The sequence below is a fragment of the Nonomuraea sp. NPDC052129 genome (assembly GCF_040680095.1).
Taxonomy (GTDB): Bacteria; Actinomycetota; Actinomycetes; order Streptosporangiales; family Streptosporangiaceae; genus Nonomuraea.
Map to the genome: position 1 here is coordinate 133779 of NZ_JBFAVX010000031.1, position 14583 is coordinate 148361.

Genomic DNA, 14583 nt, shown 5'->3' on the forward strand with positions numbered 1-14583 from the left:
CAGGTGGTACGGGTGAGATCAGACCGGGGATCTACCGTGCATGAAGCCTGAGGGCGGGACCGGCGGACAGGCGCTGCGCGCGATGCTGGCGTTTCTCGCACTTGGGGTCACCGTTTCGATCATCTTTGGGTTGTTCTCCTCGGGATTCGGGCGTCTCCATCGCACGCCGGTGGGGGCGCCTGCGCCGCCTCAGGCTCCACCGGCTCCGGCGCAGCCGGGTCGGGCGGGGCCCGTTCGGGGCCGGACCGTCACCGCCGCCCTGGCGGCGCCCCGGATCGCGGTGGTCGCGCATGATTTCTGGCTCACCTACCTGCCCGCGGGGTTCGATCGCGCCGACGGGGGAGTGATCGAACCCGACCAGGGCGCCTGGGCCAGATTCACCCCTGAGAGAGGGACAGGCGCTCAGGACAGGTTCGTCGAGGTGCGGGTCGAGCACGGCGCCGCGGCGGCCGACTGGGCCACCTACCAGCGGCGGACGCCGCTACGGACGCCGAGGGAGACCACCATTCGTGGCAGACCCGCCCTGGTCGGCAGGCATCCCGGCGGCGGCCTGATGATCGTCTGGCTGGAGCGTACGGGCACCGGAGCGTGGATCAGGGTCAGCGAATCCCTGAGCGAAGAACTGCTCCGTGTTGCCGCCTCGGTCAAGGGTCCTGTAGGAGACTAGGGGCCTTTTCTGCGGTTTACACTCCAAGTCATGGGGGGTTGATGCGACGCCTGGCAGCGGTGTCCCTCGTGTTCGTGCTCACCGCGTGCGGCAGCGCCGCCACGCCGGAGGCGAACACAGCCACGCCGGAACCGAGCCGGGCGAGGTCGACGATCATCTCTCTGACCTGCGGGTCCGGGGATCTAGGCATCGGCCACCTGCCCGCGGGGGTGGAGCGCGCGGGCTCGTTCACGCGGGTCAAGTCACTGCGCGAGCGGCTCAAGGTGAAGGGCGTGCGGTGGCGCAAGAACGATGAGGAACTGCTCGTCGGGCTGGTGTGCGGGGTGCGGGGTGCCGAGCGGTTCGCGTCGCTGGTCAGCAGGTCGAGCCTGCGCGCGTACAACGGCAAGCCCGCCCTGCGCTGGCGTACGCGGGGCGGGCTGAGCAACTTCATGTGGCTGGAACGGCCGGGCACCGCGGTCTACATCGGCGCCACGCCCGGACTGGCCCGCGAGATCGAGCAGGTGGCCGAGGCGGTCGGCTGACGCGGCGCGGTCAGTCAGCCTCCGCGGTCGGCTGACGCGGATCGGTCACCCGGTCTCTGCGGTCGGCCGGCGCGGCGCGGTCAGTGGGCTTCCGCGAGGAGCTTGGCGAGGCGGCTGACGCCCTCTGCCAGGTCGTCGTCCCCCAGGGCGTACGAAAGGCGGAAATATCCGGGCGTCCCGAAGGCCTCGCCCGGAACCACCGCCACCTCCGCCTCCTCCAGGATCAGCTCGGCCAGCTCGGCCGAAGACTGCGGCCGCCGGCCGCGCAGCTCCTTGCCGATCAGCTCCTTCACCGAGGGGTAGGCGTAGAACGCCCCCTTCGGCTCCGGGCAGAACACGCCCGGGATCTCGTTGAGCAGCCGCACCATCGCCTGCCGGCGCCGGTCGAACGCCTCGCGCATCTCCGCCACGGCCGACAGGTCGCCGGAGACGGCGGCCAGAGCGGCCATCTGGGCCACGTTCGAGACGTTGGACGTGGCGTGCGACTGGAGGTTCGTCGCGGCCTTGACCACGTCGGACGGGCCGATCAGCCAGCCCACCCGCCAGCCCGTCATGGCGTACGTCTTGGCCACGCCGTTGACGATGACGACCCGGTCGGCCAGCTCGGGAACGGCCGTGGCGATGCTGGTGAACTCCGCTCCGCCGTACACGAGATGCTCATAGATCTCGTCGGTGACGACCCAGAGGCCGTTGGCGGCGGCCCAGCGGCCGATCGCCTCCGTCTGCTCACGCGAGTAGACGGCGCCCGTCGGGTTGGACGGCGAGACGAACAGCAGGACCTTGGTGCGCTCCGTGCGGGCCGCCTCAAGCTGTTCGACGCTCGCGAGGTAGCCGGTCGTCTCGTCGGTGACGACGTCGACCTGGACGCCGCCGGCCAGCTTGATCGCCTCGGGGTAGGTCGTCCAGTACGGGGCCACGACCAGGACCTCGTCGCCCGGGTCGAGCAGCGTGGCGAACGCCTCATAGACGGCCTGCTTGCCCCCGTTGGTGACCAGGACCTGCGACGCCTCGACCTGGTAGCCCGAGTCGCGCCGCGTCTTGGCGGCGATCGCCTGCTTGAGCTCCGGCAGGCCGCCGGCCGGGGTGTACTTGTGGAAGCGGGGATCGCGCGCCGCCGCGACCGCCGCCTCGACGATGTAATCCGGTGTCGGGAAGTCGGGCTCTCCGGCGCCGAAGCCGATGACCGGGCGGCCGGCCGCCTTCATCGCCTTCGCCTTCGCGTCCACGGCCAGCGTGGCGGACTCGGAAATCGCGGAAATTCGGCTGGATATGCGAGGTCGGGTGGACATGGGTCCATGCTGCCACGCGGGCCTTGACCTGGGCGATCGGGTTTGGTTCGACGTAAGGGGCTTTCCCCCGATACACTTTCGCCTGGTCGTGCCGCCGCATGTCGACGTGCGGTTCGGTCCAGGCAGTGAGCTGATCAGGGTAGTGTGGTTGGCGACATAGGGCACTGGCGCAATTGGTAGCGCACCGGTCTCCAAAACCGGCGGTTGGGGGTTCGAGTCCCTCGTGCCCTGCGAGTGCGGTCCGCGCAATGGCGTGTAAGCGCGCCGCATACTGCGTTGGATACGACAGATTCAGGTGAGGACTGTGGCGATCGACACGCGCGGCGAGACCGCAGGCAAGCCTAGTGGCGAGAAGAAGACCCGCACCTCGCCGGCCCTTTTCTACCGGCAGGTAGTCACCGAGCTGCGTAAGGTCATCTGGCCGACACGCAAGGATCTCATCACTTACACCACGGTCGTTCTGGTATTCGTTCTGATCATGGTTGCGATCGTGTACGGGCTCGACAGTGCGCTCGGCTGGGCCGTTCTCCGCGTCTTCGGCGGATCCTGATCCAGACACCGACGGCGTCACCCGACGGAGTCGCCATTCGATTCGACGAAAGAGGAAAAGTCACCGTGTCCGAATCTTCAGTGCCGGCGAACGAGTCCCACGAGGAGTGGGACACCGAGCCGGAAGAGGCCGCTGAGGCCACTGAGGAGACCGTCGACGAGCTCGACGCCGACGTCGCGGACAGCGACGAGGGCGACGAGGACGAGGTCGCCGACGAGGCTCCCGCAGTCGACGAAGACGGTGACATCCTGCCTGACGTCGACCCGGTCGAGGAGTTCAAGCGCTCGCTCCGGGGCCAGCTCGGCGAGTGGTATGTGATCCACTCCTACGCCGGCTACGAAAACCGCGTGAAGTCCAACATCGAGAGCCGCAACGTGTCTCTCAACATGGAGGACTACATCTACCAGGTCGAGGTGCCGACGCACACCGTCCAGGAGTTCAAGAGCGGTAAGAAGGTGCCGGTCAAGGAGCGCGTGCTGCCCGGCTACGTGCTGGTGCGCATGGAGCTGACCGACGAGTCCTGGGCCGCCGTGCGTAACACGCCCGGTGTGACCGGCTTCGTGGGCCTGTCCAACAAGCCGAGCCCGCTCAACCTCGACGAGGTCGCCAAGCTGCTGGCGCCGGAGCCGACCGAGGAAGCCAAGAAGTCCTCGGCCAAGACCAGCACCGGCCCGACCGTCGAGTTCGAGATCGGCGAGTCCGTCACGGTCATGGACGGCCCGTTCGCCACCCTGCCCGCCTCGGTCAGCGAGATCAGCCCCGAGTCGCAGAAGCTCAAGGTGCTCGTCTCGATCTTCGGCCGCGAGACCCCGGTCGAGCTGTCGTTCAACCAGGTCTCGAAGATCTAAGACGATCACGTAAGCTGATATGTCGTCCCCACGCGCGTGAACCGGGGGCCCCTGTGTTCTGGGGTCCCCATGCCCGTGGGGGTTTGCAACACCATTCTCAGGACCCGGAGAAGGATCATGCCTCCAAAGAAGAAGATCGCGGCCTTGGTGAAGGTGCAGCTGCCCGCTGGCCAGGCCACGCCCGCTCCGCCCGTCGGTACCGCGCTCGGTCCCCACGGCGTCAACATCATGGACTTCGTCAAGCAGTACAACGCTGCCACGGAGGCCCAGCGGGGCAACATCATCCCCGTTGAGATCACCATTTTCGAAGACCGCAGCTTCACCTTCATCACGAAGACGCCCCCGGCGCCCGAGCTGATCAAGAAGGCTCTGGGCCTCGACAAGGGCAGCGCGGTCCCGCACAAGGACAAGGTCGGCAAGCTCAGCCGCGAGCAGCTCCGCAGCATCGCTGAGACCAAGATGCCCGACCTCAACGCCAACGACATCGCGGCGGCCGAGAAGATCATCGCCGGCACCGCCCGGTCCATGGGCATCACCGTCGCCGACTAACACTTCCCGATCCGCGGGAGGGCCGTTCCCTGGCCCGAACCGCGATCCGTGGGAGAGCCGGTTTCCCGGCTCGTGCCCACACCGATCAGTGGGAGGGCCGGCACCCGGCCCGCACACCACAAGGAGACAGACATGAAGCGCAGCAAGGCGCACAAGGACGCGTCGGCCAAGGTCGACCACGACAAGCTCTACGCGCCCGTCGAGGCCGCGAAGCTGGCCAAGCAGACGTCCACCACCAAGTTCGACGCCACTGTCGAGGTGGCGCTGCGACTGGGCGTCGACCCTCGCAAGGCCGACCAGATCGTGCGCGGCACGGTCAACCTCCCGCACGGCACCGGCAAGACCGCCCGGGTCCTGGTCTTCGCGACCGGTGACCGTGCCGAGGCGGCCCGCGAGGCGGGCGCCGACATCATCGGCGCCGACGAGCTCATCGACGAGATCGCCAAGGGCAACCGGCTCAGCGAGTTCGACGCCGTCGTCGCCACCCCTGACCTCATGGGCAAGGTCGGCCGTCTGGGCCGCGTCCTCGGCCCGCGTGGCCTCATGCCCAACCCCAAGACCGGCACCGTGACGCCCGACGTCGCCAAGGCCGTGACGGAGATCAAGGGCGGCAAGATCGAGTTCCGTACGGACCGGCAGGCCAACCTGCACTTCATCATCGGCAAGACGTCGTTCGACGAGCGCCAGCTCATCGAGAACTACGCCGCCGCCCTTGACGAGGTGCTCCGTCTCAAGCCGTCGGCCGCCAAGGGTCGTTACCTGAAGAAGGTCACCTTCTCCACGACCATGGGCCCCGGCGTCCCGGTCGACCCCAACGCCACCCGCGGCCTCACCGCCGAGCTGGACGCGTAGCGAAAAAGCCACACTTCTGGCACTTCTTCGCACCACACAGCCCTCGCCGACTTCGGCGGGGGCTGTTGTGTGTTCGGTCCTTTGCGAGGCGCGTCTGCGAGCTCGATCTCGTACGGCGAGCGTGGGATCACGGGTGACGCGCGACCCATCCGCAGCCGTACGCGGAAAGAAAGATCAGAGCAGTCCACACGGCAGAAGCCGAGGCAGAGAGCGTGGCGCGCGATCAGGGGGCGCGGGTCGGGGAAGACCCTGGGTTTTCCCTGAAAAGTCAGGGGAATACGCCATCACCGGGACACCGACACGTAGGGTTTAAATCATGCTGAAGCGCAGAATTTCCCTCGCTACCGCCGCGGCCGGTGCCGCCCTGGTCGCGGTCGCGGTTGCCGGTTGTGGAACGACCGCGCAGCCAATCCAGGTCAAGCTGGCGGCGTCCGAAGTGCTGACGCAGGCCGCGCAGAAGACCGCGGAGGTCACCAGCTACACCGTTGACGCCGTCGTCAACGTCAAAACCCCTCAGGAGGGGAACGGCAAGGTGCAGGGGCGGATGCTCTACCAGAGCAAGCCGCAGTTGGCCGTCGACCTCACCCTCGACACCCTCGACATGGGCGGTAAGGGCCTGCCCGGTGGGGCGCGCGCCGTGCTCCAGGGCGACGCCGTCTACGTCAAGGTCGAGGCGCTCAAGGAGCTCGTCGGGGCGACGAAGCCGTGGATCAAGGTGCCGCTGACCGATGTCGGCGGTCAGGATCAGATCAAGACGTACCTCGACCAGATCCAGCAGTTCGACCTGGCGGCCGTCACCAAGATGGTGACCGCGTCGCAGGACATCAAGGCGGCCGGCACCGAGACTGTCGGCGGTGTGGACACCACCCACTACAGCGGGACGTTCCCGGTCGACGCGGCGGTGCAGCAGCTGCCGGCCGACAAGCAGGAAGCCGCCCGCTCGGGTCTGGCCGAGCTCAAGGACATCAAGTTCGACATCTGGGTCGGCAGTGACGGCCTGCCTCGCAAGCTCGCCCTGAACGGAGAGAAGGAAGGCGCCACGCTGGACGCGACCCTGCTGTTCAAGGGGTTCAACGAGGCCGTCAACATCCAGACGCCGCCCGCCGACCAGATCGGTGAGCTGCCGAAGGGCGCGACCAACTAACCGGATGCGGCGCTGAACAGCGTCGCCGACTGAGAGCGATTTGGAAACTCGGCGGCCAGGACGTACTCTGGTCGTTGCCGAAGACCGCCGGTCGTCGTCAGGTTCCTCAAGACCTGACGACCGAAGGATCCACAGTCTGTGGACGGCCCGCGCAGGTGTGATACGAGTTTCCTACACGGAGTGATCCGTGTGTGAGCCCCGTGTGCGCCCTGCGCCCGGGGCCGTTCTCATTTCTGGGCCTTCACCGGTGGCACATCTGGAAGGAGGCCCATGGCGAGGGCGGATAAGGCGACAGCAGTTGCCGAGCTCAGGAGCGAGTTCGAAGGCAGCGCTGCCGCCGTTCTGACCGAGTACCGCGGTCTCACCGTCGCGCAGCTCAAGCAGCTGCGCGTCTCTCTCGGTGAGAATGCGAAGTTCGCCGTGGCGAAGAACACCCTGACTAAGATTGCGGCCAATGAGGCCGGTTTCGCGGGTCTTGACGACCTGCTCGCCGGTCCGACCGCGATCGCCTTCGTCAACGGCGACGTTGTCGAGGCGGCCAAGGGTCTGCGTGACTTCGCCAAGGCCAATCCCCTTCTGGTGATCAAGGGCGGCGTCCTTGATGGCAAGATGCTGGACGCTACGGAGATCACCAGGCTCGCTGACCTCGAGTCCCGCGAGGTTCTCCTCGCGAAGCTGGCCGGTGCGATGAAGGCGAAGCAGAGTGCTGCTGCCGCCATGTTCGCCGCGCTGCCCACCAACATGGCCCAGCTGGCCGACGCCCTTCGCGCCAAGCGCGAAGAGGCGGGCGAGTAATACGGGGATTGCCGCAAACCCCGCGGTCCCGTTCCTAGTTATCGCAAGATTCATACGGAGGAAACCATCATGGCGAAGCTCAGCACCGACGAGCTGCTCGACGCGTTCAAGGAGATGACCCTCCTCGAGCTTTCCGAGTTCGTGAAGCAGTTCGAGGAAGTGTTCGACGTCAAGGCCGCCGCCCCCGTCGCGGTTGCCGCGGCCCCCGCCGCCGGTGGTGGCGAGGCCGCCACCGTTGAGGAGCAGGACGAGTTCGACGTCATCCTCGAGGCTGCCGGCGACAAGAAGATCCAGGTCATCAAGGAGATCCGCGCCCTGACGTCCCTGGGCCTCAAGGAGGCCAAGGACCTGGTCGACGGCGCTCCCAAGAACGTCTTCGACGGCAAGGTCAACAAGGAGCAGGCGGAGAAGGCCAAGGCTGCCCTCGAGGGCGCCGGCGCTTCCGTCACCGTGAAGTAACACTTTCGAGGCATATCGCTCGAAGAGCATTACCGAATCGCCGGTTCCGGCGTTTCACCCCAGAAGGGGCGGCTGCACCCAGGTGCCGGGTGTGCCGCCCCTTTTGCATGCCCGGCTGTTGCTGCTTTGTGCCCGGCTGTTTTGCGCTTTGGGCTGTTACCGCCGTACAGAGCTCACGAGATTCTCATGGTCGTCTCATCGCGTGGCGAGAGGCCGTGTTTAGCGTTCGAGTGTGTTCAAGGATGCGCGTGTCAGAGATCGATGGGCGTTGGCCGGGCTGCTCACCGCCACCGCGGTGCTCTACATATGGGGGCTGAACGCCTCCGGATGGGCGAACGCGTTCTACTCGGCTGCCGTACAAGCGGGCACCCAGAGCTGGAAAGCGTTCTTCTTCGGGTCGTCCGACGCGGCCAATGCCATCACCGTGGACAAGACGCCGGCCTCGTTGTGGCCGATGGAGCTCAGCGCCAGGATCTTCGGGCTGAACTCATGGAGCATTCTCGTGCCCCAGGCGCTCATGGGCGTGGCGACCGTGGGCGTGGTCTATGCCGCCGTACGCCGCCGGTTCCCCGCGTGGGCCGCGTTGATCGGCGGGGCGGTGATGGCGGTTACGCCGGTGGCGGTGCTGATGTTCCGCTTCAACAATCCGGACGCGCTGCTGGTGCTGCTGCTGACCGTCGCGGGTTACTGCGTGGTGCGGGCCCAGGAGAAAGCGGGGACGCGGTGGCTGGTGCTGGCGGGGGCGTGCATCGGGTTCGCGTTCCTGGCCAAGATGCTGCAGGCGTTCGTGGTACTGCCGGGGTTCGCGCTCGTCTACCTGATCACGGCTCCGACAACGGTGGGGCGGCGGTTCTGGCAGCTCGTGCTGGCGGGGGTGGCCATGGTGGTGTCGGCCGGATGGTGGCTGGTGGCCGTGGCGCTGGTGCCCGCCGCCGACCGGCCGTACATCGGCGGCTCCCAGACGAACAGCGTCCTGGAGCTCGCGCTCGGCTACAACGGCATCGGGCGGCTGAACGGCGGCGACTACGGCGGGCTTGGCAACCTCAACCAGCAGGCCGGCTGGTGGCGGATGTTCGACACCGAGGCGGGCGGGCAGATCTCGTGGCTGCTTCCGGCGGCGCTGGTGCTCTTGGCGGCTGTGGCCTGGCTGACACGGGCAGCGCCACGGACCGATCCCGTGCGAGCCCAGGTGGCTGTGTGGGGGAGCTGGCTGGTGGTCACCGGGCTGATCTTCAGCCTGATGCAGGGGATCTTCCACGCGTACTACACGGTGGCGCTGGCTCCGGCGATCGCGGTGCTGGTGGGTTCGGGGGTGGCACTGCTCTGGGAGCGCCGGGCTCACCGGGCGCTCGCGCTGGCTGCGGCTGTGACGGCTGGGTGGGGGTACGTCCTGCTGTCGCGTAGTTCGGAGTGGAATTCCTGGTTGGGGCCGATTGTGCTCGTTGCTGGGCTGGCGGCGGCCGTGGGTCTCCTGGTCGTCGGCCGTCAGGAGGAAGGGCGGGCGGTTGTGCCGTCCGATGGGCCTGGAAGCGCGCTGGTCGCGGGACTCGCGGGTGGGTCGTCTACGGAATCTGTGGGCGGGTGGGTCGCGGGACTTGCGGGTGGGTCGTCTACGGAATCTGCGGGCGTGTCGTTTGCGGCGCGTGGTTGGTGGTCGCGGCGGATGCCGGGGATTGTCGCCGTCGCGGCGGTCGTGGTGTGCCTGGCCGGGCCGGCCGCGTACGCACTGGACACCGCCACATCCGCGCACACCGGTGCGATCCCTACGGCGGGCCCCTCTACGGGAGGGTTCGGCGGACCTGGAGGGTTCCGGCGCGGCGGCGGTCCTGCGGCGATGGGACCGGGCGGGTTTGGTGGCTTCGGCGGCGGCCAGCCGGGCGGTACCGGCGGCCAGACAGGCGGTACCGGTGGCACTGGGCGACCTGGCGGTACCGGGGGGCAGCCGGGCGGCACTGGTGGTGCTGGGAGGCCGGGTGGCATGGGGGCCGATGGGTTCGCTCGTGGTGGGCGGGGAGGCGGTGGGATGGGCGGGTTGCTGCAGTCCGCCACCCCCAGCGCCGAGCTGGCCGCTCTTCTGAAGAGCAACGCCACCGCCTACAGCTGGGTCGCCGCGACCGTCGGCTCGAACAACGCCGCCGGATACCAGCTCGCCACGGGCCAGCCGGTGATGGCGGTGGGCGGCTTCAACGGGACCGACCCCGCGCCGACACTCACCCAGTTCAAGCAGTACGTGGCCGAGGGGAAGATCCACTACTTCATCGGTGGCGGGATGGGCGGTGGAATGCGTGGCGGGGCCAGTACCGGTGGCAGCAGTGATGCTGCCGAGATCGCCGTGTGGGTACAGGAGACGTACACCGCCGTTACCGTCGGCAACGCCACGGTTTATGACCTCACCGCCGTCAAGTGACCGTACGGCCTCAGTGTCGGCAAGTCCCTGGGTGGTTCGTCACACGACCGTCTCGATCTCTGTGACGGCCCGTTGTGGCTGGGGTCCCTAGGAGCGATACCCCTTCCCGGGGAGGGGAAGAGGACGGTCCGTGGTGGCGGGGCCCATGAGGCTGCCCCCTCTGAGGGAGGGTAGGAAGCCGGTTCGTTGTGGCTGGGGTCCTGGGGAGAGGGACCCCTTCGGGCGAACGGAAGGGTGACGGTCCGCGGTGGTGGTGGGGGCTCCTCCGGGAGAGCGGAAGAAGCCGGTCCGATGGCTGGGGGCCATTTGGCGGAGAGATCCCCTGCGAGGAGCGGAAGAAGGCGCCCGTTGTGGCAGGGGTCCCCGTGAAGGGACGCACCCTCCGGGGGCGAGGAAGAACGGATGCCTGGTGAAGGTTCGTGGAGACCGCGCTAAGCGGCGCGGACGCGGGCGACGGCGCTGGTGTCCATGTAGTCGCGCGCGTGGACGATCAGACCGTCCCTGACCCGCAGGATCAGCAGGCCCGGCACCGTCAGCTCCTGGTCGGCCACCGTGACCACCGTCTCTTGTTCCGCCACGATCACCTCCGGGTCGGTGGTCTGGCGGATCGTCACGTCGCGGATCTCCTTGACCAGGGCCTTCATGGCGCCCCACATCATCGTGTACCCCGCCCGGATCTCCTCCCGGCCCTTGAACGGCGGCAGTCCGCCGAACGGGAACTCGTGCAGGCCGTCCTCGGCATAGAGGTCGGCCAGTTCGTCGGCCGACTTGTGGAGCATCGCGGCGTGGTAGGCGGCGACGACATCGGTGGTGGACATGGGGCCCCATTTCGCTCAACGGAGGTTGACTCAACGAGCGTAGAGCGAAATGTGACGAACGGTCAACGTCTGTAGAGTGAGTAACGATTGTCAAAGGGGGCGGCGTGACCGAACGGGCGGAGCGGCGTCGCAGGACCGAGCGGCGGATCTTGGAAGCAGCCAGGAAGCTCTTCGCGGACCTGGGATTCGAGCGCACCACGATCCGCGCGGTGGCCAAGGCGGCCGAGGTCGATCCCGCACTCGTCATGCAGTACTTCGGCAGCAAGCAGGACCTGTTCAGCGCGGCGGTGACCGTGGCTCCGGCGCCGGTGGCCAAGGGCGACGGCGAGCAGTTGGGCGCCGACGACTTGGTCGAACGGCTTCTCGGGAGCCTCGGCCTCAAGATGGGGGAGTTGCCGCAGAGCTCCCTGGCCATGATGCGATCGATGCTCACTCACCCGGAGGCGGGTGCGTCGGCGCGGGCCGTGCTGAGTCAGCAGATCCATCAGGTCGGCGAGTCGATCCCCGGCGGCGATGCGCGACTGCGGGCGGCGCTGATGACGACGATCATGCTGGGCGTGACCGTCGGCCACCAACTGCTCGAACTCGACGAGCTGCGCGAAGCATCCCAAGCAGACATCGCGCGGGTCCTCCGACCGGCTCTGAGAGCGATTGCCCAGCCCCAGGCCGAATAGACGCCGCAGAGCCCGTTGCTGGACTCCGCGTCTCATAACCGGGCAGTAACAAGTTATTGGAACTGGTTCCAATTCCCTCGTGCGCCGCTACGGTGATGGCAGTCTTGTGGTTGAAGTCACATTACTCTTTGCGCATGGAGGGTGACCCGTGGGCGTCGAAGTCGTGGTCGACGGGCTGACCAAGTCGTTCGGGCGGCAGGTCATCTGGGAGGACGTCTCGCTCACCCTGCCCGCGGGCGAGATCTCGGTCCTGCTCGGGCCCTCCGGCACCGGCAAGTCGGTCTTCCTCAAGACCCTGGTCGGGCTGCTCAGGCCGGACCGCGGCCACATCTGGATCGACGGCTACGACCTGGCCAACTGCAACGAGAGCAAGCTCTACGAACTGCGCCGGCTGTTCGGTGTGCTGTTCCAGGACGGTGCCCTGTTCGGCTCGCTCAGCCTGTACGACAACATCGCCTTCCCGCTGCGCGAGCACACCAAGAAGAGCGAGTCGCAGATCCGCCAGATCGTGCTGGAGAAAATGGAGCTGGTCGGCCTGCTCGGCGCCGAGACCAAGCTGCCGGGCGAGATCTCCGGCGGCATGCGCAAGCGAGCCGGGCTGGCCAGGGCGCTGGTGCTCGATCCCGAGATCATCCTGTTCGACGAGCCCGACTCGGGTCTGGACCCGGTACGGACCGCCTATCTCAACCAGCTCATCGTCGACCTGAACGCCGAGATCGAGGCGACCTTCCTGATCGTCACGCACGACATCAACACCGCCCGTACGGTGCCCGACGACATCGGGCTGCTGTTCCGGCGCGAGTTGATCATGTTCGGGCCGCGCGAGATGCTGCTGTCGAGCGACGAGCCGGTGGTCCGGCAGTTCCTCAACGCCAGAAAGCACGGGCCGATCGGCATGTCGGAGGAGAAGGACGTCTCCGAGCTGGAGGCCGAGGCGCAGCTGGGCCACGACCCCGGCTCGCTGCCGCCGATCCCGCCGCAGCTGATGCCGAGCGGCAACGGGCTCCGCCGTACGCAGCGGCCGCCCGGCACCTGGCTGGCGGCCAACGGGGTCATCCCGCCCCAGGGCTCCTTCGTGGACGATCGCGGGCGCAACTGGCTGGAAGAGTACCCACGCCTGATCAACGCCCATCTCAACGGCGTCCGATAGACCCCGGTGGGCCGCAGGCGGTCTGGACCGGTTCGCCGTCAGACCGGCCGAGAGCCGTCAGACGGCCCAAGAGCCGCCAACCGGCCAAACACGCCAGACCGGGGCGAGCCGCCAGGCGGGCCAAGAAGGCGCTTTCCCGGACCTCGGTGACCAGAAATGGCCGCAATGCCGCGCCGAGCCCCCAGTGGGCCTCAGAGGGCCGCCTGAAGGGCGTTCGTCAGGCGCTTGCCTGCCGGGGAGGCTGGAGACGGCGACGGCGACGGTGCTCACCCGGCAAGAGGCGACGACGATGCCCGCCCAGCAAGAGATGACGGCAGTGCCCGCCCGGCAAGAGTGGGTCCTATGTCGCCTCTGTTGTTTCCCGGGCTCCGGAAGCGGCCGACGGGTTACCATCCAGCAACCAAGCCGGGAGGTGAGCAGACGTGGACGAGCCGGTCCGGCCACCCCGCGTCCTGACCGGCGTACTCGTGCTGCTGGTGGTGCTGCTCGGCGCCGCCGTGGTGTTCCTTCGCGGGCAGGACCTGGCCGAACAGGCCAGGGCGGATGATCGGCGGGCCGCGCTGGAGGCGGCGGGCACGCACGCGATCAACCTGGTCTCGCTCGACTACAAGACCGTCGACGCCGACATGGGGCGCATCCTCGCCACCTCCACCGGAGTGGCCCAGGAGGAGTACAAGGCGGGCGCGGCGAAGCTCAAGTCCACCACAGCGGAGAACAAGGTCGTCCAGCACGGCGTGCTCCGGGCCACAGGGCTGGTGTCGATGACGGAGCTGACCGCGAGAGTGCTGGTCGTGGCGGACGTGGAGATCCGCTGGGAGGGCTCCAAGACTCCCAAGCAGGAACGGTTCTACCGCTGGTCGATGGACGTGACCAAGGCGAAGGGAGTCTGGCTGGTGTCGAGGGCGGTGCAGGTGGTGTGAGGGCGGTCACGATCGCGCTGCTGGTTCTGGTGCTCGGGCTCGGCGCCGCCTCAGGGGTGTTCTGGTACGACGCCCACGCCATCCGCGCGGACGAAGAAGCGGGGCGCCAGGCCATGGCGGCGGCCCGTACGGTGGCGCCGGACCTGCTGTCATACGACTACCGGACGGTCGAGCAGGATCTGGCCCGGGCCGCCGAGCACACGACGGGCGAGCTCACCGAGCACTACAAGGAGCTGTCGGCCACCCTGGCCGCCAAGGCCAAGGCGGAGAAGACGGTGCGGACGGCGACTGTCGCCGACGCGGGTGTGGAGCGCGCGGAAGGTGATCGAGTAGAGGTTCTGTTGTTCGTGAACACGGGTACGGTCAGGGAGATCCCCGGCAAGGCCGAACCACAGCAACAGGTCAGCCAGGACCGGGCCAGGCTCGTCATGATCCGGCAAGATTCCCGCTGGTTGGTGGCCGAGCTGTCGACCTTGATCGGCGCTGCCTGAGTCATCGGGCGCGTCCCCGAGGTCAATTGTTACCAAAAATAAGGTTTAGCGAAGCCCAAGTACTGGGTACCTCAGTCACAGCTACACCGGTTGTCGGCATTGGTTCGACCCTCGGTGTGACGGAGCGTTAACCGTCCCCGTTCGCGGGTATCGTCTTGGGCCTGACGGTAGGCGTCCGATCACGCAGGGGAGAAAACCCAGCGTCCGGCCCCTAGGTCGGCGGAAAGTCGGGCTTGCGGGCTTGACGTTTCCGCTCGAACGGGCGATGCTGCGACCAACGTGGAGCATGCAGCGAGAGTGAAGTGGACAGGCGTGTGCCGTTCGGCTACACTGCCCCTTTGCGCTGCCCTTTGACGACCCGCTCCGCTTGCTCACGTTGCGAGGTTGTCTGGCGTGCGTGTAGTCAGTCCGCCGCGAGCCCTCGGAAGGACATCTGTTGGCAGCCT

The 14583-nt window shown here is 67.5% G+C and carries 16 protein-coding genes and 1 tRNA gene; 15 read left to right on the forward strand and 2 right to left on the reverse strand.

Features of this window, described 5'->3' with window-relative positions; all coding sequences use genetic code 11:
* Positions 1-40: 40 nt before the first annotated feature.
* Positions 41-667, forward strand: coding sequence for a hypothetical protein (locus AB0L53_RS44950; RefSeq protein ID WP_364008471.1), 627 nt, complete (start codon positions 41-43; stop codon positions 665-667).
* Between the two features lie 41 nt (positions 668-708).
* Positions 709-1191 carry a hypothetical protein gene (locus AB0L53_RS44955; protein WP_364008474.1) on the forward strand — a complete coding sequence of 161 codons (483 nt, stop codon included), beginning with the start codon at positions 709-711 and terminating at the stop codon, positions 1189-1191.
* 80 nt (positions 1192-1271) lie between these two features.
* On the opposite strand, the gene AB0L53_RS44960 is transcribed toward AB0L53_RS44955, so the two are convergent.
* Complete coding sequence (locus AB0L53_RS44960; RefSeq protein ID WP_357962194.1) at positions 1272-2480, reverse strand: pyridoxal phosphate-dependent aminotransferase; 1209 nt, start codon at positions 2478-2480, stop codon at positions 1272-1274.
* Positions 2481-2638: 158 nt separating this feature from the next.
* Between AB0L53_RS44960 and AB0L53_RS44965 the strand changes: the two genes are divergently transcribed.
* From AB0L53_RS44965 to AB0L53_RS45005, 9 genes are all read left to right on the forward strand, one after another.
* A tRNA-Trp gene (locus AB0L53_RS44965) sits at positions 2639-2711 on the forward strand.
* Between the two features lie 73 nt (positions 2712-2784).
* The gene (secE, locus tag AB0L53_RS44970; protein ID WP_357962191.1) at positions 2785-3030 is read left to right on the forward strand and encodes a preprotein translocase subunit SecE; all 246 of its coding nucleotides are present in this window, start codon (positions 2785-2787) and stop codon (positions 3028-3030) included.
* Between the two features lie 65 nt (positions 3031-3095).
* A complete protein-coding gene (gene nusG / locus AB0L53_RS44975; RefSeq protein WP_357962188.1) occupies positions 3096-3878 on the forward strand; it encodes a transcription termination/antitermination protein NusG in 783 nt (260 codons plus the stop codon).
* Positions 3879-3995: 117 nt separating this feature from the next.
* On the forward strand, positions 3996-4427 hold the full coding sequence (rplK, locus tag AB0L53_RS44980) for a 50S ribosomal protein L11 (protein WP_357962185.1): 432 nt from the start codon (positions 3996-3998) through the stop codon (positions 4425-4427).
* 132 nt (positions 4428-4559) lie between these two features.
* Positions 4560-5279, forward strand: a complete 720-nt coding sequence (rplA, locus tag AB0L53_RS44985) for a 50S ribosomal protein L1 (protein ID WP_364008479.1) — start codon at positions 4560-4562, stop codon at positions 5277-5279.
* 316 nt (positions 5280-5595) lie between these two features.
* Entirely contained in the window at positions 5596-6423 is an 828-nt protein-coding gene (locus AB0L53_RS44990) for a DUF1396 domain-containing protein (protein WP_364008482.1), read from the forward strand.
* A gap of 270 nt (positions 6424-6693) precedes the next feature.
* Positions 6694-7218 carry a 50S ribosomal protein L10 gene (gene rplJ, locus AB0L53_RS44995; protein ID WP_225293991.1) on the forward strand — a complete coding sequence of 175 codons (525 nt, stop codon included), beginning with the start codon at positions 6694-6696 and terminating at the stop codon, positions 7216-7218.
* Positions 7219-7287: 69 nt separating this feature from the next.
* Positions 7288-7677, forward strand: coding sequence for a 50S ribosomal protein L7/L12 (rplL, locus tag AB0L53_RS45000; protein WP_364008485.1), 390 nt, complete (start codon positions 7288-7290; stop codon positions 7675-7677).
* Positions 7678-7909: 232 nt separating this feature from the next.
* On the forward strand, positions 7910-10084 hold the full coding sequence (locus AB0L53_RS45005) for a glycosyltransferase family 39 protein (protein ID WP_364008488.1): 2175 nt from the start codon (positions 7910-7912) through the stop codon (positions 10082-10084).
* 431 nt (positions 10085-10515) lie between these two features.
* On the opposite strand, the gene AB0L53_RS45010 is transcribed toward AB0L53_RS45005, so the two are convergent.
* Positions 10516-10902 (reverse strand): nuclear transport factor 2 family protein, encoded by a 387-nt coding sequence (locus AB0L53_RS45010; protein ID WP_364008491.1) that lies wholly within the window; start codon positions 10900-10902, stop codon positions 10516-10518.
* Between the two features lie 104 nt (positions 10903-11006).
* On the opposite strand from AB0L53_RS45010, the gene AB0L53_RS45015 reads away from it, so the two are divergent.
* From AB0L53_RS45015 to AB0L53_RS45030, 4 genes are all read left to right on the forward strand, one after another.
* Positions 11007-11576, forward strand: a complete 570-nt coding sequence (locus AB0L53_RS45015) for a TetR family transcriptional regulator (protein ID WP_364008494.1) — start codon at positions 11007-11009, stop codon at positions 11574-11576.
* Between the two features lie 148 nt (positions 11577-11724).
* A complete protein-coding gene (locus AB0L53_RS45020) occupies positions 11725-12726 on the forward strand; it encodes an ABC transporter ATP-binding protein (protein WP_225293987.1) in 1002 nt (333 codons plus the stop codon).
* A 422-nt stretch (positions 12727-13148) separates the two neighbouring features.
* Entirely contained in the window at positions 13149-13646 is a 498-nt protein-coding gene (locus AB0L53_RS45025) for a hypothetical protein (RefSeq protein ID WP_364008499.1), read from the forward strand.
* On the forward strand, positions 13643-14137 hold the full coding sequence (locus AB0L53_RS45030) for a hypothetical protein (RefSeq protein WP_364008502.1): 495 nt from the start codon (positions 13643-13645) through the stop codon (positions 14135-14137). The genes AB0L53_RS45025 and AB0L53_RS45030 overlap by 4 nt, the downstream gene beginning before the upstream one ends.
* The last annotated feature ends 446 nt before the right edge of the window (positions 14138-14583 follow it).

Bases quoted from the DNA above. Each gene is read 5' to 3' on its own strand.
- rplK (WP_357962185.1), top strand. From the start codon at position 3,996: ATGCCTCCAAAGAAGAAGATCGCGGCCTTGGTGAAGGTGCAGCTGCCC.
- AB0L53_RS44990 (WP_364008482.1), top strand. From the start codon at position 5,596: ATGCTGAAGCGCAGAATTTCCCTCGCTACCGCCGCGGCCGGTGCCGCC.
- rplA (WP_364008479.1), top strand. From the start codon at position 4,560: ATGAAGCGCAGCAAGGCGCACAAGGACGCGTCGGCCAAGGTCGACCAC.
- AB0L53_RS45010 (WP_364008491.1), bottom strand. From the start codon at position 10,902: ATGTCCACCACCGATGTCGTCGCCGCCTACCACGCCGCGATGCTCCAC.
- rplJ (WP_225293991.1), top strand. From the start codon at position 6,694: ATGGCGAGGGCGGATAAGGCGACAGCAGTTGCCGAGCTCAGGAGCGAG.
- rplL (WP_364008485.1), top strand. From the start codon at position 7,288: ATGGCGAAGCTCAGCACCGACGAGCTGCTCGACGCGTTCAAGGAGATG.
- AB0L53_RS44950 (WP_364008471.1), top strand. From the start codon at position 41: ATGAAGCCTGAGGGCGGGACCGGCGGACAGGCGCTGCGCGCGATGCTG.
- AB0L53_RS44955 (WP_364008474.1), top strand. From the start codon at position 709: ATGCGACGCCTGGCAGCGGTGTCCCTCGTGTTCGTGCTCACCGCGTGC.
- AB0L53_RS44960 (WP_357962194.1), bottom strand. From the start codon at position 2,480: ATGTCCACCCGACCTCGCATATCCAGCCGAATTTCCGCGATTTCCGAG.